The sequence below is a fragment of the Streptomyces sp. NPDC058239 genome (assembly GCF_042882185.1).
In the GTDB taxonomy this organism is placed as follows: Bacteria; Actinomycetota; Actinomycetes; order Streptomycetales; family Streptomycetaceae; genus Streptomyces.
Genome location: NZ_JBHVWS010000001.1, coordinates 376,356 through 395,621 on the forward strand (window position 1 = coordinate 376,356; position 19,266 = coordinate 395,621).

Annotated in this window: 17 protein-coding genes; 1 reads left to right on the plus strand and 16 read right to left on the minus strand. The window is 69.6% G+C overall.

Going from position 1 to position 19,266, the window contains the following annotated elements; translation table 11 throughout:
* Positions 1 to 173: 173 nt before the first annotated feature.
* The 16 genes from ACFVYE_RS01750 to rsmH all read right to left on the minus strand — a co-directional run bounded on the left by ACFVYE_RS01750 (position 174) and on the right by rsmH (position 18,177).
* A complete protein-coding gene (locus ACFVYE_RS01750; protein WP_266361984.1) occupies positions 174 to 1,316 on the minus strand; it encodes a DivIVA domain-containing protein in 1,143 nt (380 codons plus the stop codon).
* Between the two features lie 49 nt (positions 1,317 to 1,365).
* Positions 1,366 to 1,650 (minus strand): YggT family protein, encoded by a 285-nt coding sequence (locus ACFVYE_RS01755; RefSeq protein ID WP_114244063.1) that lies wholly within the window; start codon positions 1,648 to 1,650, stop codon positions 1,366 to 1,368.
* A 70-nt stretch (positions 1,651 to 1,720) separates the two neighbouring features.
* Positions 1,721 to 2,338: a cell division protein SepF gene (locus tag ACFVYE_RS01760; RefSeq protein ID WP_114244064.1), complete on the minus strand. Its 618-nt coding sequence runs from the start codon at positions 2,336 to 2,338 to the stop codon at positions 1,721 to 1,723.
* Between the two features lie 126 nt (positions 2,339 to 2,464).
* Positions 2,465 to 3,184 (minus strand): YggS family pyridoxal phosphate-dependent enzyme, encoded by a 720-nt coding sequence (locus tag ACFVYE_RS01765; RefSeq protein WP_383973594.1) that lies wholly within the window; start codon positions 3,182 to 3,184, stop codon positions 2,465 to 2,467.
* A gap of 6 nt (positions 3,185 to 3,190) precedes the next feature.
* Complete coding sequence (pgeF, locus tag ACFVYE_RS01770; RefSeq protein WP_389603575.1) at positions 3,191 to 3,949, minus strand: peptidoglycan editing factor PgeF; 759 nt, start codon at positions 3,947 to 3,949, stop codon at positions 3,191 to 3,193.
* Complete coding sequence (ftsZ, locus tag ACFVYE_RS01775) at positions 3,946 to 5,160, minus strand: cell division protein FtsZ (RefSeq protein ID WP_383973598.1); 1,215 nt, start codon at positions 5,158 to 5,160, stop codon at positions 3,946 to 3,948. Before ftsZ ends, pgeF begins: the two co-directional genes overlap by 4 nt.
* A gap of 277 nt (positions 5,161 to 5,437) precedes the next feature.
* Complete coding sequence (locus ACFVYE_RS01780; protein WP_389603577.1) at positions 5,438 to 6,232, minus strand: cell division protein FtsQ/DivIB; 795 nt, start codon at positions 6,230 to 6,232, stop codon at positions 5,438 to 5,440.
* Between the two features lie 51 nt (positions 6,233 to 6,283).
* The gene (gene murG / locus ACFVYE_RS01785) at positions 6,284 to 7,378 is read right to left on the minus strand and encodes an undecaprenyldiphospho-muramoylpentapeptide beta-N-acetylglucosaminyltransferase (RefSeq protein WP_383973602.1); all 1,095 of its coding nucleotides are present in this window, start codon (positions 7,376 to 7,378) and stop codon (positions 6,284 to 6,286) included.
* A gap of 6 nt (positions 7,379 to 7,384) precedes the next feature.
* Entirely contained in the window at positions 7,385 to 8,830 is a 1,446-nt protein-coding gene (gene ftsW, locus ACFVYE_RS01790) for a putative lipid II flippase FtsW (protein ID WP_383973604.1), read from the minus strand.
* A 112-nt stretch (positions 8,831 to 8,942) separates the two neighbouring features.
* Positions 8,943 to 10,370 (minus strand): UDP-N-acetylmuramoyl-L-alanine--D-glutamate ligase, encoded by a 1,428-nt coding sequence (murD, locus tag ACFVYE_RS01795; protein WP_383973617.1) that lies wholly within the window; start codon positions 10,368 to 10,370, stop codon positions 8,943 to 8,945.
* Positions 10,367 to 11,437, minus strand: coding sequence for a phospho-N-acetylmuramoyl-pentapeptide-transferase (mraY, locus tag ACFVYE_RS01800; RefSeq protein ID WP_382957260.1), 1,071 nt, complete (start codon positions 11,435 to 11,437; stop codon positions 10,367 to 10,369). Before mraY ends, murD begins: the two co-directional genes overlap by 4 nt.
* Positions 11,434 to 12,840, minus strand: a complete 1,407-nt coding sequence (gene murF / locus ACFVYE_RS01805; protein ID WP_389603580.1) for a UDP-N-acetylmuramoyl-tripeptide--D-alanyl-D-alanine ligase — start codon at positions 12,838 to 12,840, stop codon at positions 11,434 to 11,436. Before murF ends, mraY begins: the two co-directional genes overlap by 4 nt.
* Positions 12,841 to 12,844: 4 nt before the next feature.
* Positions 12,845 to 14,572: a UDP-N-acetylmuramoyl-L-alanyl-D-glutamate--2,6-diaminopimelate ligase gene (locus tag ACFVYE_RS01810; protein WP_389603582.1), complete on the minus strand. Its 1,728-nt coding sequence runs from the start codon at positions 14,570 to 14,572 to the stop codon at positions 12,845 to 12,847.
* Between the two features lie 18 nt (positions 14,573 to 14,590).
* Positions 14,591 to 16,573, minus strand: a complete 1,983-nt coding sequence (locus ACFVYE_RS01815; protein WP_389603584.1) for a penicillin-binding transpeptidase domain-containing protein — start codon at positions 16,571 to 16,573, stop codon at positions 14,591 to 14,593.
* A 4-nt stretch (positions 16,574 to 16,577) separates the two neighbouring features.
* Entirely contained in the window at positions 16,578 to 17,162 is a 585-nt protein-coding gene (locus tag ACFVYE_RS01820; protein WP_383973610.1) for a septum formation initiator family protein, read from the minus strand.
* Positions 17,163 to 17,211: 49 nt separating this feature from the next.
* Positions 17,212 to 18,177 (minus strand): 16S rRNA (cytosine(1402)-N(4))-methyltransferase RsmH, encoded by a 966-nt coding sequence (rsmH, locus tag ACFVYE_RS01825; RefSeq protein WP_351258542.1) that lies wholly within the window; start codon positions 18,175 to 18,177, stop codon positions 17,212 to 17,214.
* Between the two features lie 317 nt (positions 18,178 to 18,494).
* On the opposite strand from rsmH, the gene ACFVYE_RS01830 reads away from it, so the two are divergent.
* A complete protein-coding gene (locus ACFVYE_RS01830; protein WP_383973613.1) occupies positions 18,495 to 19,121 on the plus strand; it encodes a beta-class carbonic anhydrase in 627 nt (208 codons plus the stop codon).
* Positions 19,122 to 19,266: the final 145 nt, after the last annotated feature.

A 19,266-nucleotide genomic window follows, 5' to 3' on the forward strand; every position in this document is an offset into this window, starting at 1 on the left:
TTTTTTTCCCCCCGCCGGGCCCTTTTTTCCCGGGTTTTTGGGGCGGGCCCCGTGTTCGCTTGGGGGGGGGGGGGCAACCCCCCCCCCCCCCGCAACCGGGGGGGGCCCGGGGAAAACCCCGGGGCCCGGCCCTCAGCCTGCCGACGGCTACGCGCTCAGCGCGCGTACCCGGCTCAGTTGTCGTCCTCGTCGATCAGGAACCCGCGCATCGGCGAAGGAGCCTGCTGCATCGGCTGCGGCGCCTGCGGCCGCACCGGCGCCATCGGCTGGGTCATCGCCGGCGACATCTGCTGCTGGCCACCGTACGAGGGCCCACCGCTCATGGACGGGTTGCCGCCCATCTGCTGGTTGCCGTGACCGCCGTGGTTGCCGCCCATGGTGTGGCCCATGGCACCCGCACCGGCCGGAGCCAACGAGGGCGACGGCGGCAGCGAAGCGGTCGCCGGGGTCCGCGGCGGGGCCAGCGAGTCGTCGGCCTGGGTCTCCAGCTGACGCAGCTGGCTCTCCAGGTAGGACTTCAGCCGGGTCCGGTACTCGCGCTCGAAGCCACGCAGGTCCTCGACCTTGCGCTCCAGCGTCGCGCGGGCCGACTCCAGCGAGCCCATCGCCACGCGGTGCTTCTCCTGCGCGTCCCGCTCCAGCGCGTCCGCCTTGGCACGCGCGTCCCGCTCCAGGCCCTCGGCACGGCTGCGCGCCTCGCCGACGATCTTGTTGGCCTCGGAACGGGCCTCCGCGATCGCCTGGTCGGCGGTCTGCTGCGCGAGCGAGAGGACACGGGCGGCGCTGTCGCCACCAGGGCCCTGACCGGGCTGCTGCATCTGCGGCGGCTGCTGCATCTGCTGCATCTGCTGCTGCGGGGCGTGACCACCCATGGGGCCGCCCATCGGGCCACCCATGGGACCGCCCTGCATCGGACCGGGGCCGTGCGGGCCCTGCGGGCCGGGGCCGTGCTGGCCCTGGGGACCAGGACCGTGACCGCTGGGACCGGCGGGCAGCTGCGGAGCACCACCGGGCAGCTGGGGCGGACCCATCTGCGGGGGCTGCTGCTGGACCGGCGGACCCGATATGGCGGCGGGCACAGGCGCCCCGGGCCGGTCCTGCGGCTCCGGCTTGCGCATCCCCTGCTGCTGGTTCTGCGCGGCGGCACGCGTGGCGGCGGCCAGCTTGGCGCGCAGGTCCTCGTTCTCACGGAGCAGGCGGGTCAGCTCGGACTCGACCTCGTCGAGGAAGGCATCGACCTCGTCCTCGTCATAGCCTTCTCGGAGACGGACAGTCGTGAACTGCTTGTTCCGCACGTCCTCGGGGGTCAGCGGCATCTCTTCTTCACCTCTACGTAGTCGTCGGCAGTCGGCAAGACCGTATCGCTCACAGCCTGATCACGATGCCGATCAGGATGTAGACGATGATCATCAGAACGAAGAAGGACAGGTCGAGTGCCACGCCCCCGAGACGCAGCGGCGGGATGAACCGCCGCAGAAGCTTGAGCGGTGGATCCGTGACAGTGTAGGTGGCCTCAAGTATGACCACCATCGGCTTGCCGGGCTGCCATGAACGTGCGAACTGGAAGACGTAGTCCATGACCAGCCGGAAGATCAGCACGATGAGGAAACACATCAACGCGATATAGACAACCTGCAGTGCGACGCCCATTTCGCGCTTCCCTCTCCCCTGGCTCTCGTAGCTCCGGCCTTACGGCCGGGTCGTTCCCGGTGTCGTGTTCTCAGCTCTGGTTGAAGAATCCGCCCTCAGCAATGCGGGCCTTGTCCTCCGCCGTGACATCGACGTTAGCAGGCGACAACAGGAACACCTTCTGCGTCACGCGCTCAATGCTGCCATGGAGACCGAAGACGAGTCCTGCGGCAAAGTCGACAAGTCGCTTCGCGTCCGTATCGTCCATCTCCGTGAGATTCATGATCACCGGAGTGCCCTCACGGAAGTGTTCCCCGATGGTACGGGCCTCGTTGTAGGTCCTGGGGTGCAGCGTGGTGATGCGATAGGGCTCCCGCTCGGACACAACCTTGGGCATGATCACCGGTGCGTTCTTCTCCATGTTCGGGCGTTCAGGTGTGATGGATGCCACGGGGGCGATTCGGGCGGGTCGCTCCCTCTCCGCCGGGATCTGAACCGGCTCCCGCTGCGCGGGAGGCTGCACCACTCGCACCGGTTCGTCCCTTTCCCGGTCCCGCTCCACCTGATGCGCGGGCTGGTGCCGCCGCCGGTCGCGCTCGGGCTCCGGCTCGGGTTCGAATTCGTCGTCGGGGTCGAACCCCGGACCGTCGTACCCATCGTCCTCCACGAGGCCGAGGTAGACCGCCATCTTGCGCATCGCGCCGGCCATGCTCTGAGTCCTCCGCTCTGTGGTGGATCGGCATCTGTCACCAAGTGCCCCGCGATCCACTGAGGCCTGCCCGCCAAAGGCGGGAATGACCATATTTTCTGCTGTGGTCCGACTTGCTTGGCGACGTTACCCGAGCCTCGGTCGGACTCCGAGTACCGCCGTACCGACGCGCACATGTGTCGCTCCGGCCGCAACCGCTTCCTCGAGGTCCGCGCTCATCCCTGCAGAGACCATGTTCGCAGCCGGATGGTTCCCGCGCAGGCGGGATGAGAATTCCATCAGCCGGTCGAAGGCGGCGCGTTGCCGTCCCGCGTACGGCCCGGCGAGCGGTGCGACGGTCATCAGACCGCCGAGCCGCAGCCCGGGCGCGGATTCGACCGCGGCGGCCAACTCCTCGATCCCGTCCGGCGCGACGCCACCCCTGTCACCCCGCTCGCCGCTCTCCGCGTCGAGCGCGACCTGGATGAGGCAGCCGAGTTCGCGCCCCTCACGCACGGCCGCCGCCGAGAGAGCCGTGACCAGTTTGACCCGATCCACCGACTGCACGACATCGGCATAACTCGCCACAGAACGAACCTTATTCGTCTGCAATTGACCGACAAAGTGCCATGTGAGCGACAGATCCGCACTTTCGGCTGCCTTGGGTGCCGCGTCCTGGTCACGATTCTCTGCGACATGGCGCACACCGAGTTCATGCAGAATCCGCACATCGCTCGCGGGGTAGGTCTTGGTGACCACGATGAGGGTCACTTCTTCCCGTTTGCGGCCGGCGGCGATACAGGCGGAAGCAATACGTTCCTCCACCTGTGCCAGATTTTCGGCGAGTTGAGTCTTACGGTCCGTCATGCCCTATCAGTCCAACCAGACATATCCGGCGAGCCGCCCGGTGGTGCGGTCGCGGCGGTACGAGAAGTGGTCGCCCGATTCGAGGGTGCAGACCGCAGATGCGTGCCGGTCCTGGACCCCGAGGGCTTCGAGCTGGGCGTGGACCCCGGCGGTGACATCCACAGCCGGGGTGCCCCAGCTGGTCTCGGACCATGAGGCCGGGACGCTCTCGGCGACCTCGGCACGCATCCGGGACGGGACTTCGTAGCACCGTCCGCAGACCGCCGGTCCGGTGCGGGCCATGATCCGGGAGGGCTCGGCACCGAGCCCGATCATGGCCTCGATCACGGCGGGGACGACTCCGGCGACCAGACCTGGACGGCCCGCGTGCGCTGCCGCCGCGATCCCGGCGACCGGGTCGGCAAGCAGTACGGGGGTGCAATCGGCGGTGAGCACAGCGAGCGGGAGTCCGCGCCGTGCGGTCACCACCGCGTCCACCGCGGGGATTTCCGAAGCGTCTCCCCACGGGCCGTCGACGACCGCGACGTCCCGCCCGTGCACCTGGTTCATCCAGACGACCTGCGCCGAGTCAAGGCCGAGGGCCCGCGCGGCGCGCCCCCGATTGGCCAGAACGGCGGCGGGGTCGTCTCCGACCGCGCCGCCGAGGTTGAGCTCCTCGTACGGAGCGACGCTCACCCCGCCCCACCTGTCGGTGAAGGCGAAGTGCGCGCGACCCCCCGAGGGTACTGAAGACACTGCGGGCACTGCGTGGTGCGGACCTATCACTTCAAGAAGTCCGGAACATCCAGCTCTTCGGCCTGGGAGTCCTGGTAGGGACGGGCCGGCGGGATGTGCGGCGGAGCGACCGGCGGCAGATGACTCTCGCCGACCGCCGGAACGGGCTCGGTCTGGACCGGGGACTCCTCGCGCGGGGGCACGGAGCCCAGTCCGCCGGTCTGGCGCACGGGCTCGGCGGTGCGGACCGGCGGGGCCGGCTCCTCACGCTTGGTGGCGTTCGCGCCCAGGACGTTCTCGCGACGGGCCGGCGGCTGTCCGCCATCGAAGCCCGCTGCGATCACGGTGACGCGTACTTCGTCGCCCAGTGCGTCATCGATGACCGCACCGAAGATGATGTTCGCCTCGGGGTGCGCCGCCTCGCTCACCAGCTGGGCCGCCTCATTGATCTCGAAGAGACCGAGATCGCTGCCGCCGGAGATGGAGAGCAGGACACCGCGGGCGCCGTCGATGGACGCCTCCAGGAGCGGCGAGGAGATCGCCATCTCCGCGGCGGCCACCGCGCGGTCGTCGCCGCGGGCGGAACCGATGCCCATGAGTGCCGATCCGGCCTCGGACATGACCGACTTGACGTCGGCGAAGTCGAGGTTGATCAGACCCGGGGTCGTGATGAGGTCGGTGATGCCCTGGACACCCGAGAGCAGCACCTGGTCGGCCGACTTGAACGCGTCGAGCACGCTGACCTGGCGGTCCGAGATGGACAGCAGTCGGTCGTTGGGGATGACGATGAGGGTGTCGACCTCTTCGCGGAGCTCGGCGATGCCGTCCTCCGCCTGATTCGCGCGTCGACGGCCCTCGAAGGTGAACGGGCGGGTGACCACGCCGATCGTCAGGGCGCCGAGCGAGCGCGCGATGTTGGCCACGACGGGTGCGCCGCCGGTGCCGGTGCCGCCGCCCTCTCCGGCGGTGACGAAGACCATGTCGGCCCCCTTGAGGACCTCCTCGATCTCCTCACGGTGGTCCTCTGCCGCCTTGCGACCGACGGCCGGGTTGGCCCCGGCGCCGAGGCCGCGGGTGAGTTCGCGGCCGACGTCGAGCTTGACGTCGGCGTCGCTCATCAACAGGGCTTGCGCATCAGTGTTGATCGCGATGAACTCGACGCCCTTGAGACCGACCTCGATCATTCGGTTGATGGCATTGACACCACCGCCGCCGACACCGATGACCTTGATGACTGCGAGGTAGTTCTGCGGTGCTGCCACGTCGAAGGCCTCTCGCCTCGAGTTACGTGTCGTCGCTTTGCGGTGGTACCGCCGCGACGACGGATGCCGATTGGGACGGTCCGAAACGCCGACCCAAACCCTAACGTTGAAGTTTAGGGTTACCAGTGTGTCTGCTTCATGGACTCTTCCGAACAGGACACTAAGTCGACAAGTGGCGCACGTTCAACGAACACGCCGAACCTCCCGTTTTTCTTTTCACCCTATGTGATCACCCGTAGCGCTGACCAACCAGGGTGCTGGCCAGGCCAAATGTGCGTCAACTGCCCGACACCGCAGGGGCGGTGGGTGCACTCACGTCGAAGTGTCCCGCTTTGGGAGCGGTTTTCATGAGTGCGGTGAGGACTCTTGCCTTCACCGGTCCCTCTTCACCGCTGCCCCAGACCACCGTGCGCCCCCGGGTGAGTTCCAGGGAGATCAAGTCGTACGAGGTGACCCGTACGACCTTGGTGTCCTTGGCGACGCCGGCCGGCAGTTCACCCGCGACCCGGACCGCTTCCCGCACCAGCCGGGCGCTGCCGAAGCGACGCAGGCTCGCGGACTGACCAGGCGTCAATTCCAGCAGCGGTACACGTCCGGGCGATTTGTCCACCGTTGCGAAGCGCACGCCTTTCGCGTCCACTTCAATGAACTTTGCGCCCTTTTTCACCAACAGGACCGGCTGTCGTTCGATCACCTTAAGTCTGATTCCGTGCGGCCATGACCGTACGACATCCACCGAGTCGATACGAGGCAGCTTCTGGCGCAACCGGTCGGCGATGGCGTCGGTGTCCACGGAGATCAGCGGGGCCCCGATCGGTACCGCCGCCGCGGCTTCCACCTCGGCCGGTGTCAGTACGTCGACACCGGTGGTCCCGACCTGTTCGGCCCGGAGCCAGGAGGAGCCGTAGAGCGCCCAGACGGCGCCGGAGGCGAGCAGCAGCACGAGCACGCCGATCACGATCAGCTGTCTGCGGCTGGGCAATCTGCGCCCTTCGGGGCGCGGACGCGGCGGGCGGGCCGGGGAGTCCTTCTGCTGCGCTGCACCGCGCTGGGCGGTCGTCGGTCCGGCCACGCTCGCTCCTTATGCCGGGTCCGGGGGCCACCGCTCCCGGACCCGTCCGCCTCACGCGTTGCGACGTGCGGCAATCGCCTCGTACACCATGCCGACGAGCAGGTCGTCGGCGTCCCGGCGGCCGAACTCGGCGGCGGCGCGGGACATCTCGTACAGCCGGTGCGGATCCGCAAGCACCGGAAGGACGTTGCCCTGCACCCACTCGGGGGTGAGCGCCGCGTCGTCCACCAGCAGACCGCCCCCGGCGTTGACCACCGGCTGGGCGTTGAGCCGCTGTTCGCCGTTGCCGATGGGCAGCGGTACGTAGGCGGCGGGGAGCCCGACGGCGGAGAGTTCGGCGACGGTCATCGCGCCCGCGCGGCAGAGCATCATGTCGGCCGCCGCGTACGCGAGATCCATCCGGTCCACGTACGGTACCGGGATGTAGGGCGGCATCCCGGGCATGTTGTCGACGCGCGGCAGTTCGTTCTTCGGGCCGACCACGTGCAGGATCTGGATCCCGGAGCGCTGCATCAGCGGGGCGACCCGCTGGACCACTTCGTTGAGGTGGCGGGCGCCCTGCGAGCCGCCGGAGACCAGCAGCGTCGGCAGGTTGGGATCGAGACCGAAGGTGGCACGCGCCTCGGGGCGGACCCGGGCCCGGTCCAGGGTGGCGATGGTCCGGCGGAGCGGGATGCCGATGTAGCGGGCACCACGCAGCTTGCTGTCGGGGGTGGAGACGGCGACCCCGTGGGCGTACCGCGAGCCGATCTTGTTGGCCAGGCCCGGCCGGGCGTTGGCCTCGTGGACGACGATCGGCACACCGGCCCGTTTGGCGGCGAGATAGCCGGGCAGGGCGACGTAGCCGCCGAAGCCGACCACGCAGTCCGCCTTGGTGCGTTCCAGGACCTGCTCGGCGGCCTTGATGGTGCCGCGCAGCCGTCCCGGGACGGTGATCAGCTCCGGGGTGGGCTTGCGCGGCAGCGGCACGGCCGGGATCAGGGCTAGTTCGTACCCCCGCTCGGGTACGAGCCTGGTCTCGAGTCCGCGCTCCGTGCCGAGGGCAGTGATTCCCACGGTCGGGTCCTGCCTGCGCAGGGCGTCCGCGAGGGCAAGCGCGGGCTCGATGTGGCCGGCGGTCCCCCCACCGGCGAGTACGACATGCACCGAAATTCACCGCTCTCCGGACGGACGCTTCTTGACGCGCCGTCTCATCGTCTTCCATCTCACCCCGGGCCTCCGCATGGCCAGGGCCGCCTTCGCCGCGGGATCCTCTCGCGCGAACGCGATCAGCAGCCCAACAGCGAACATGGTCGGCAGCAGGGCCGATCCTCCGTAGGAGAACAGCGGGAGCGGGACACCGGCGATCGGCAGCAGGCCGAGCACCGCACCAATGTTGATCACGGCCTGCACCGTGATCCAGGTGGTCACACCTCCCGCGGCGTACCTCACGAAGGGGTCCTCCGTGCGTCCGGCCACGCGGATACCCGCATAGCCTAGAGCCGCGAAGAGGGCGAGTACCGACAGCGTCCCCGCCAACCCCAGTTCCTCCCCGGTGATGGCGAAGATGAAGTCGGTGTGCGGTTCAGGTAGTTGACCCCATTTTTCCACACTTGCACCGAGCCCGGAACCGAACCATCCACCGGACGCCAGAGCATAGATGCCGTGCACGGCCTGCCAGCAGGAGTCCCCCGGGCCGGGCTCGCTGGCGCCGATGCAGGCGAGCCTGGACATCCGGTTCGGGCTGGTCTTGATCAGCACGAAGGCGACCGCTCCGGCGAAGGCGAGCACTCCGGCGAAGAGCCGGGTGGGTGCCCCGGCCAGCCAGAGCAGTCCGAACAGGATCGCCGTGAGAATGATCGCAGTGCCCATGTCGCCACCGAGCATGATCAGCCCGAGGAGCATGAAGGCGACCGGGACGAGCGGTACGAGCATGTGCTTCCACTGCGTGAGCAGCCGTTTGTCCTGTTTACGGGCGAGCAGGTCCGCGCCCCACAGGACCAGGGCGAGCTTCCCGAACTCGCTGGGCTGGAGCTGGAAGGGGCCGCCCAGATAGAGCCAGTTCTGGTTGCCGTTGACCGACATCCCTATCCCCGGCACCTGGACCAGCACCATCAGGAAGACGGTTCCCATGAGCAGCGGATAGGCGAACGCCCGGTGCAGTTTGGCGGGCATCCGGGCAGCGAGCGCCATCAGTCCGGCGCCGATGACGGCGGCGAGGAACTGTTTACGGAAGAAGTAGGTGCCGGGTTTGTCCAGCTCCAGGGCCTTGATCATCGAGGCGGAGTAGACCATCACCAGGCCGAGCACGGTGATCAGCAGGCCGGCGCCCAGGATCAGGTAGTACGCGGTCAGAGGGCGGTCCCAGGCCCGGCGTGCCTGCTCGTACATCCGCCGCACACCGCCGCCGCGGGGGGACCGGGGGCCGCCGGAACGCCCCTTGGGGCGTGGCGCCGAGGGGCGCCGGGAGCCGGTGACCGAACGGACCCGCAGGACGGGGCCGAGGGGCGCCGGGGAGCCCGCACCCGCGAGCAGGGGCGGGGTGATCGCCCGGCTGATCGCCGCGGCGGCCCGTGAGCGGTCCCCACGGGGCGCGGCGGAGCTCTCTTCGGCCGGCATTGTCGCTGTCCCCTCCACTGCTCGTGCCCGGGGCTGCCACCGAGGGCCGGGCCCGTGGCGCGGCCGCCCGCACCCGGTCGTCCGGGACAGTACGGCGCGGGGGCCGGGCCCGTCAGTCGCTCTCGGCGGCGAGTGCGCGGACCGCGTCCGCGAACGCCTCGCCCCGCTTGTTGTAATTGACGAACATATCCATCGAGGCGCAGGCCGGGGCCATCAGTACGGTGTCCCCCGGACGGGCGAGCCGTGCCGCCTCTCGGACCGCCTCGGACATCGCCCCAGTGTCGGTCCGGTCGAGGTCGACCACCGGGACCTCGGGGGCGTGTCGCGCGAGGGCTTCGCGGATCAGGGCCCGGTCGTGGCCGATCAGTACGACGCCCCGCAGCCGCCCGGCTGCCCCGGTCACCAGCTCGTCGAAGGTGGCTCCCTTGGCGAGGCCGCCGGCGATCCAGACGATCGGGTCGTAGGCCGCGAGGGAGGCCTCGGCAGCGTGGGTGTTGGTGGCCTTGGAGTCGTCGATGTACGCGACCCCGGCGACGTCCGCGACATGCTCGATGCGGTGCGGGTCGGGGCGGAAGGCCCGCAGTCCGTCCCGTACGGCCGCGGGCTCGACACCGAAGGCGCGGGCCAGGGCCGCGGCCGCCAGGGCGTTGGCGATGTTGTGCGGGGCCGCCGGGTTGACGTCGGTGACCTCGGCGAGCTCCTGGGCCTGCTTCTGCCGGTTCGTCACGAAGGCGCGGTCGACGAGGATGCCGTCGACGACGCCCAGTTGGGACGGGCCCGGTGTGGCCAGAGTGAAGCCGATGGCGCGGCAGCCCTCTTCGACGTCGGCCTCGCGGACGAGGTCCTCGGTCGCCTTCTCGGCCGCGTTGTAGACACAGGCGATGCGATTGCCCTCGTAGATCCGGCCCTTGTCCGCGACGTACGCCTCCATGGAGCCGTGCCAGTCGAGGTGGTCGGGGGCCAGGTTGAGGACTGCCGCGGAGTGGGCGCGCAGCGAGGGCGCCCAGTGCAGCTGGTAGCTGGACAGTTCGACGGCGAGTACGTCGTACTCCTCGTCGCCGAGGACGGCGTCGAGGAGGGAGACGCCGATGTTGCCGACGGCGGCGGTGCGCAGCCCGGCCGCCTCCAGGATCGAGGCGAGCATCCGTACGGTCGTGGTCTTGCCGTTGGTACCGGTGACCGCGAGCCAGGGTGCTGGTTCTCTGCCGTCCCGACCGCGCAGCCGCCAGGCGAGTTCGACGTCGCCCCAGACCGGGACGCCCGCCTCGGCGGCTGCGGTGAAGAGCGGCTTGTCGGGCTTCCAGCCGGGGGTGGTGACGATGAGCTCGGTGGACTCGGGCAGGGTCGCCCCGTCGCCGAGGCGCACGGTGATGCCCTGCGCCTCCAGCTCCGCGGCCTGCGCACGGGAACCCTCGTCGTCCCCGTCGTTGACCACCGTGACGACGGCCCCGAGGCCGTGCAGCACCTTGGCCGCCGGGATTCCGGAGACTCCGAGTCCCGCGACGGTGACGCGCTTGCCCTGCCAGTCCTCGTTGCTCACTTCTCGGCTGCCCATCCTGCGTAGAAGAGACCGAGTCCGACGATCACGCACATGCCCTGGATGATCCAGAAGCGGACCACGACAAGGACTTCGGACCACCCCTTGAGTTCGAAGTGGTGCTGGAGCGGTGCCATCCGGAAGACCCGCTTACCGGTCATCTTGAAGGAGCCGACCTGGATGACCACGGACATGGTGATCATCACGAAGAGGCCGCCGAGGATGGCCATCAGGAACTCCGTGCGGGAGCAGATCGCCAGGCCGGCGAGCGCGCCGCCGAGGGCGAGCGAGCCGGTGTCACCCATGAAGATCTTGGCGGGCGAGGTGTTCCACCACAGGAAGCCGAAGCAGGCGCCCATCAGGGCGGAGGCGACCACGGCCAGGTCCAGCGGATCTCGTACCTGGAAGCAGGCGTTGGGGTTGGTCAGGGTGTCCGCGTTGACGCAGGACTCCTGGAACTGCCACAGCCCGATGAAGGTGTACGCGCCGAAGACCATCACTGACGCCCCGGTGGCCAGGCCGTCCAGACCGTCCGTCAGGTTCACGCCGTTGGACATGGCGAGGATCATGAACAGGGCCCAGACGACGAACAGCACCGGGCCGATCGACCAGCCGAAGTCCGCGACGAATGACAGCCGGTCGGAGGCCGGTGTGTTGCCCTGCTTGTCCGCGAACTGGAGCGAGAGGACGGCGAAGGCGATGCCGACGATCAGCTGGCCCGCCATCTTCGCCTTGGCCCGCAGCCCCAGCGAACGCTGCTTGACGATCTTGATGTAGTCGTCGAGGAAGCCGACGAGGCCCATGCCCGTCATCAGGAAGAGCACCAGCACGCCGGAGAATCGCATCTCCTCGCCGGTGATCAGCTTCGCCGCGATGTACGCGATGATCGTCGCCAGGATGAAGGCAATGCCGCCCATGGTGGGCGTGCCCTTCTTGGACCCGTGGGTGCGCGGGCCGTCGTCCCGGATGAACTGCCCGTATCCCTTGCGGGCGAGCAGTTTGATCAGCAGCGGAGTTCCGACCAGGGTCAGGAAGAGCCCGATGGCCCCCGCGAAGAGGATCTGCCTCATCGGCCGGCGACCTCGCCCTCGGACGCGTTCTCCAGCAGTGCCTGGACGACCCGCTCCAGGCCGACCGACCGGGACGCCTTCACCAGCACGACGTCTCCAGCGCGCAGTTCACTGCGCAACAGGTCGACGGCCGCCTGTGCGTCGGACACGTGCACCGACTCCTCACCCCACGAACCCTCGTTGTATGCGCCCAGTTGCAGCCAGGAGGCTTCTCTGCCCCCGACCGCGACGAGCTTGCTGACGTTGAGCCGGACGGCGAGCCGTCCGACCGCGTCGTGCTCGGCGAGCGAGGCGTCGCCGAGCTCGGCCATGGGGCCGAGCACCGCCCACGTACGCCGGCCCTTCCCCATGGCGGCCAGCGCGCGCAGCGCTGCTTTCATGGATTCGGGGTTCGCGTTGTAGGCGTCATTGACGAACGTCACGCCGTCCGGACGCTCGGTGACCTCCATGCGCCAGCGGGAGAGGGTGCCCGCCTCGGAGAGCCCTTCGGCGATCTCGTCTGCGGACAGGCCCAACTCATGGGCGACGGCGGCCGCGGCGAGCGCGTTCGACACGTGGTGCTCACCGTACAGGCGCATGGTCACGTCGCTGCACCCGGTGGGTGTGTGGAGCTTGAAAGTGGGGCACCCGTCGTCGGTGAGACGGACATTCTCTCCCCGTACGTCCGCATCCGCGGCTTCGCCGAAGAACAGCAGCCGGGCTTTCGTACGGGAGGACATGGCGCGCACGAGCGGGTCGTCGGCGTTGAGTACGGCGAGGCCGTCCTCGGGCAGGGCCTCGACCATCTCGCCCTTCGCCTTGGCGATCTGCTCACGGCCGCCGAACTCGCCGATGTGGGCGGTGCCGACGTTGAGGACGAGGCCGATCCGGGGCGGGACGAGGCCGGTGAGGTAACAGATGTCTCCGATGTAGCGTGCACCCATCTCCAGGACGAGGTGCTGGGTGTCCTCGGTGGCACGCAGCGCGGTGAGCGGCAGGCCGATCTCGTTGTTGAGGTTGCCCGCCGGGTAGACGGTGGGCCCCTTGCGTTCGAGGAGCTGGGCGATGAGGTCCTTGGTGGAGGTCTTGCCCGCGGAGCCGGTGAGGGCGACGACGGTGGTACCGAGGCGGCCGACGACGGCGCGGGCGAGCGCGCCGAGCGCGGTCACGACGTCGTCGACGACGATCGCCGGAACACCGACGGGGCGGGCGGCCAGCACGGCTGCCGCGCCCGCCTCGACGGCGCCCTGCGCGAAGTCGTGGCCGTCGACCCGCTCGCCGGTGAAGGCGACGAACAGGCTGCCTTGCTTCACCTCTCGGGAGTCCATGACGACAGGGCCGCTGACGGTCGCTGCCGGATCCGGTATGTCGTACGACTGCCCGCCGACGATTTCGGCGATCTCGGCGAGGGAAAGGGCGATCACTTGGTCATCCCTGACTGTTGTTCTCGTGGGTGTGGGCGCGGTGGGCGGCGCTCTCGGTGCTGCTCTGCCCCAGGGACCGCTCGATGGCCGCGCGCAGGACCACGCGGTCGTCGAAGGGGCGTACCACGCCATGGATGTCCTGGCCCTGCTCGTGGCCCTTGCCGGCGATGAGCACCGTGTCACCGGGCTCGGCGCGGGCGACCACGGCTGCGATGGCGGCGGCCCGGTCGGCGTCGACCAGGACGTCGCCCCGCTCGTGGACGGGCACCTCTGCGGCGCCCGCAAGCATTGCGGCGAGGATTCCGAGCGGGTCCTCGGAACGGGGGTTGTCGGAGGTCAGTACTGCGGTGTCGGCGAGGCGGGCCGCGGCGGCGCCCATCGGGCCGCGCTTGGTGGTGTCGCGGTCGCCGCCGCAGCCGAGGACGATGTGCAGCCTGCCCTCGGTGACCTTCCGCAGGGAGCGCAGCACGGATTCGACGGCGTCGGTCTTGTGCGCGTAGTCGACGACCGCGAGGTACGGCTGTCCGGCGTCGATGCGTTCCAGGCGGCCGGGGACGCCCGGAACGGCGGCGACACCATCGGCTGCGGTCTGCGGGTCGAGGCCCGCGACGGCGAGCGTGACGATCGCGGCGAGGGTGTTGGCGACGTTGAACGGGCCGGGCAGCGGGGCCCTGGCGGCGATCCGCTCGTCCTTGGGGCCCACGACGGTGAAGGTGGAGCCCAGCGGCCCGACTTCGACGTCCTCGGCGCGCCAGTCGGCGTCCGGGTGGCCCTCGGCGGAGAAGGTGACGACCGGGACGGAGGCCTCGGTGACCAGCCTGCGGCCGTACTCGTCGTCGAAGTTGACGACGCCCTGCCGGCTGCGCAGCGGGGTGAAGAGCTGCGCCTTGGCCTGGAAGTAGTCCTCCATTCCGGAGTGGAACTCCATGTGCTCCGGGCTGAGGTTGTTGAAGACCGCGACGTCGAAGACGCAGCCGTCGACCCGGCCGAGCACCAGGGCGTGGCTGGAAACCTCCATGGTCACCGAGTCGACGCCGCGTTCGCGCATGACGGCGAACAGCGCCTGCAGGTCGGTGGCTTCGGGGGTGGTGCGCTCGGACTTGATGCGCTCGTCGCCGATCCGTGTCTCCACGGTGCCGATCAGCCCGGTGGCACGCCCGGCGCCCTGGAAGCCGCCCTCGATGAGGTAGGCGGTGGTGGTCTTGCCGGAGGTTCCGGTGATGCCGATCTGGAGGAGGTCGGCGCCGGGCCGTCCGTAGATCTCGGCAGCGAGTTCGCCCATCCGGCCGCGCGGGTCCTCGGTGACCAGCACCGGCAGTCCGGTGGCGGCGGCGCGCTCGGCGCCGGCCGGATCGGTGAGGATCGCCGCCGCGCCGAGGCCGGCAGCCTGGGCCGCGAAGTCGGCGCCGTGGAAGCGGGCGCCCGGCAGGGCCGCGTACACATCACCGGGGCGGACCGCCCGCGAGTCGTGGGTGATGCCGGTGACCTCGCCGGTTCCCGGCGGTTCGACTCCCAGCCGGGCTGCCAGCTCGCCGAGGGGCGTCGGCCTGAGCCGGTCCGGGCGGGGCGCTCCCGGGTAGTTCACAGGGGCGTCCTTCTGGGTGGTTTGGAACTGATCAGCGTGGGGCACGGCGGTGAGCGTACCGGGCCCACCCCGCCTCTCGCGAAGTGAGGGGGCGGGGCTCTGGTGGTTCCCGTTCCGGTTCCCGGGATCGGGGGTGATGGTTGTCACTGGCTGGTTTCCCCGTGTTCACTCGCCGGGATTGAAGGACACCGGCAGCCGGGCTGGCTTGCTGCCGGACGGTGGGGTCTGAAGGGTCTTGAGTGCGAACTCCATGACCTGCTTGTAGATCGGTCCGCAGATCTGGCCGCCGAAGTAGCTGCCCTTGGTCGGGTTCTGAATCGCGCAGTAGACGGTGATCTGCGGGTTGTCGGCGGGTGCGAAGCCCGCGAAGGACGCCGTGTAGCCGTGGTAGCCGCCGCGTACCGGATCGACTCGGTTGGCCGTACCGGTCTTGCCCGCCACCCGGTAGCCCGGGATCTTGGCCTTCGTCCCGGTGCCTTCCTCGTCACCGACCACCGACTCCAGCATGGCGGCGAGCGACTTGGCGGTCTTCTCGCTGACCACCCGGGTCCGTTCGGCAGCGGCGGCGGCCTTGAAGTGGCCGTCGGGGCCCTTGGTGCCACGTACCAGTGTGGGCGCGACGCGCACCCCGCCGTTGGCGATCGTCGAGTAGATGGAGGCGGCCTGCATGGCGTTGAGCGAGAGACCCTGGCCGAACGGGATCGTGTACTGCTGCGAGGTCGACCAGTCCTCGGGCTTGGCGAGGATGCCGGGGGTCTCGCCCGGGTAGTCGAGACCGGTCGGCGAGCCGATCCCGAATTTGCGCAGGTAGGAGTAAAGGACCTTGTTGGCCTCGGCCTGGGTCCTGCCGAGTTCTCCGGTGGCCAGGATCGTGCCGATGTTGCTCGACTTGGCGAGTACTCCGTTGAGCGTCAGATACCAGGTGGGGTGGTCGATGTCGTCCTTGAAGAGCCGGTCGCCGCGGTGCAGCCGGTTGGGGACGGTGACATGGGTGCCGGGGGTGGCTGCCCCCTCCTCCAGCACGGCGGCCATGGACATGACCTTGCTGGTGGAGCCGGGCTCGTACACGTCCTGAAGCGCCGCGTTTCCCAGCGACGCCGCGTCGGCCCGCGAGAGGTCGTTGGGGTCGAAGCCGGGTGCGTTGGCCATGGCGAGGACCTCGCCGGTCCTGGTGTTCTGCACGATCACATAACCGCGGTCCGCCTTGGACTTCTTCACCTGGTCGGTGATGGCCTGCTGGGCGGCCCACTGGATGTCGCGGTCAATGGTCAGTTCGATGTCGGACCCGGCGACGGCCGGGACCTCCTTGGTGCCCGCGGTGGGTACCCGCCGGCCGCCGGACTGGGCGTACTTGATCTTGCCGTCCTCGCCCGCGAGCTCCTCGTCCAGCTGCGATTCGAGGCCGCCTGCGCCCTTGCCGTCGGTGTTGACATAGCCCAGTATCCCGGCGGCGAGCCCTCCGTTCGGGTAGACCCGCTTGGTCGTCGACTCCTGGAAGACCCCGGCCAGCACATTGGCTCCGGCACCGCCGGCCGCCTTGTCCTTCGCGGCCTTCTCGGCGAAGACGGACTTGAGGTCCTTGATCTGATTCCAGACCTGCGGGGTCTGGCGGCGGGCCAGAACGGTGTAGCGGCCCTTCTTGGACAGCTTCTCGGTCAGTTCGAAGGCGTCGGCGCCGAGGATCGGGGCGAGGAGCGCCGCCGCCTGCTGGGGCGCGTCGGGGGCCTTGCTGATTTCCGGCGTGAACATCGACGGGTCGGCAGTGATGTCGTACGCGTCGACGCTGGTGGCCAGGGCGATACCGCTGCGGTCGGTGATCTCGCCGCGCTCGGCGGAGATCGTGTAGCTGAGGTAGCGGTTCTCCTTGGCCCTCGCCGCGTAGGCGTTGGCGTCGACGGCCTGGACCTGGAGGAGCCGGACGACGAACGCCAGCATGACGAGCGTCAGGGCGAGACTGACCAGGCGCAGCCGGGGACGCGGGCTGCCGAGGCGGAGGGGGCGCGCGGGCCGATTGCGGGGCGTACGGGCGCGCGGAGCCGGGGACGACGGGCGGCGGGCGGCGGGCCGGGGGCGTCCCTGGCCGCCTGCGGCGCCGCGGGGGCGCGCGGGGCCGGGGACCCGGCGGCGCGGTGGTTCCTTGGAAGGCACTGCGTCACCTGCCGGGGCTCGTCGAGGGCTGGTTTGCCGGGGCACGCGGCCCGGCGGGCGGGGCCGCGGAGGTGCTGGGCTTCACGGCGGCGCCCGAAGGGGTGGCCGACATCGAGGGAGAGGGCGGGCCGGCGGCCGGGGTGGAGGCGGCGGACGGTGCGGTCGCGGGGGGCGCCTGGGGTGCTCTGGGCTTCTGCGGCGGCGTTGCGGGGGTCGGCTCGGCGCTGGCCTCGGCGGCTACGCCGCGGACCCTACCGTCCGGATCGAGGAAGGCGGGGCTGCCACCGGGCACCATGCCCAGCTTGCGGGCGCGCCGCTCCAGGGCGTCCGGCTCGGAGTAGCTGTCGACGTCGCGCTGGAGGGCCTGCTGCTCGTCCGTGAGCTCGGTGGTCCGTTTCTTCAGCTCGCTCAGCCTGAACGATCCTTCGTTGAGGGCCGAGTTGAGGACCAGAAGCGTGATGAGCCCTCCGCCGAGGAGCAGCACGACCAGCAGGACGAAGGGGGTACGGGCCGCGTTGCTGGGCCCGGACGGCATCAGCCGGGCGAGCCGCGCTGCCCGCCCTTTCAACTGCCCGGCCGGTTTGCTCACCACGCCGCCCCGGGTGTCGCCGGTGTCCGGGTTCCCGGACGCCGGACGCTCATCGTTCCTCCTCGCGGATCCGCTGGGCGCCGCGCAGCCTGGCGGGGGCGGCACGCCGGTTCTCGGCGACCTCTTCCTCCGTGGGCAGCTCCGCCCCGCGGGTCAGCAGCTTCAGCCGGGGCTGATAGCGCTCGGGCACGACCGGCAGTCCGGGCGGCGCCGTGGTGGCGGCGCCCGCCGCGAAGACCTGCTTGACCAGCCGGTCCTCCAGCGAGTGGTACGAGAGGACGGCGATACGGCCGCCGACCGCGAGACTCTGCACGGCGGCCGGAATGGCCCGCTCCAGGACGGTGAGCTCGCCGTTGACCTCGATGCGCAGCGCCTGGAAGGTGCGCTTGGCAGGGTTGCCGCCGGTGCGCTTGGCGGCCTGCGGCAGCGAGTCACGGATCAGCTCGACGAGCCGGGCGCTGTTGCTGAACGGCTCCTTCTCGCGCTCGCGCACGATCGCGGAGACGATCCGCTTGGCCTGCTTCTCCTCGCCGTACGCCCGCAGGATCCGTACCAGTTCGCCCGGCGGATACGTGTTGAGCACCTCGGCCGCGCCGATGCCGGTCGTCTGGTCCATGCGCATGTCGAGCGGGGCGTCCTGGGCGTACGCGAATCCGCGGTCGGCCTCGTCCAGCTGCATGGAGGAGACCCCGAGGTCGAACAGGACGCCCTGGACCTTGGGGATGCCGAGTCTGGCGAGCACCTCGGGCAGTTCGTCGTAGACCGCGTGCACCAGGGTGGCCCGGTCTCCGTACGGGGCGAGCCGCTCGCCGGAGAGCCGCAGCGCCTCCTTGTCACGGTCCAGCGCGATCAGCCGCGCGGAGGGGAAGGCGGAGAGCAGCGCCTCGCTGTGTCCGCCGAGGCCGAGGGTGCAGTCGACCACCACGGGCTGCGGCGGGCCGGGCGCCTCCAGAGCCGGGGCCAACAGGTCCAGGCACCGCTGGAGCATCACCGGGACGTGTCGGGTCTGGCTCATGCGCCCTCTCAGGCTCAGGTCCCGTGCGGCTGCACGTACGGCCTGGTCCCCGCCCGCTCGGAAGGGGAGGTCGGCCGGCGCCGGGGAAGGGGCGTCGGTCGACCGGCGAGCGGGAGAGGGCCGGACCGTACGCACGCCGCACACACGGGGGAAATCTACGGAATGTGCAGGGTGTCGGTAACTTCCCGTCACTTTAGTCCACCCTGCCATTCGATCGATTCCCGATCAATCAACCGGGCAGCGCGTCGCCCTGCCCGCCGTTCACCCGGCCGAATGAACAGCTGTGAGGCTTGTGGGTTACCTCACAACAAGCCTCGTTGACGTTCTTTGTCCCTTCTCACAGCACGACGGGACCAAGGGTGACAGCTAACGTCATATCCATGTCGACTTCCGCGCACTCCCCCGCCGAGCCTTCCGCGCCCGCTGCCGACCACGCCCGCACCGGGGGCACGGTCACCGACCGCCTCGTCGAGGCGAACGTCCGGTACGCCGCCGAATTCACCGACCCTGGCATGGACGCCAAGCCGGTGCTGCGCGTCGCCGTGGTCGCCTGCATGGACGCCCGGCTCGACCTGCACGACGCACTCGGTCTGTCGCTCGGCGACTGCCACACCATCCGCAACGCGGGCGGCGTGGTCACCGATGACGTGATCCGTTCGCTGACCATCAGCCAGCGGGCTCTCGGCACCCGCAGCGTCATACTCATTCATCACACGAATTGCGGCCTGGAATCGATCACCGAGGAATTCCGCCAAGAGCTGGAGTTGGAGGTCGGTCAGCGTCCGGTCTGGGCGGTCGAGGCATACAAGGACGCCGACCAGGACGTACGGCAGTCGATGCAGCGCGTGCGCACCTCGCCGTTCCTGCTGCACACCGACGACGTCCGCGGCTTCGTCTTCGATGTGACCAGCGGCTTGCTGCGCGAGATCCTTCCCGTCTCCTGACCGCCCGGACAGGTGTTCGTCGGGAACCGATAACCCCACCGACCCCGACATATCGCCCCCACTTGTCCACAGGCGAGTGACACGAAGCGGTAACGGCAACAAGAATGCGCATGTGGCATCTCGCCGGACGTTTCCGGAGGGGTGT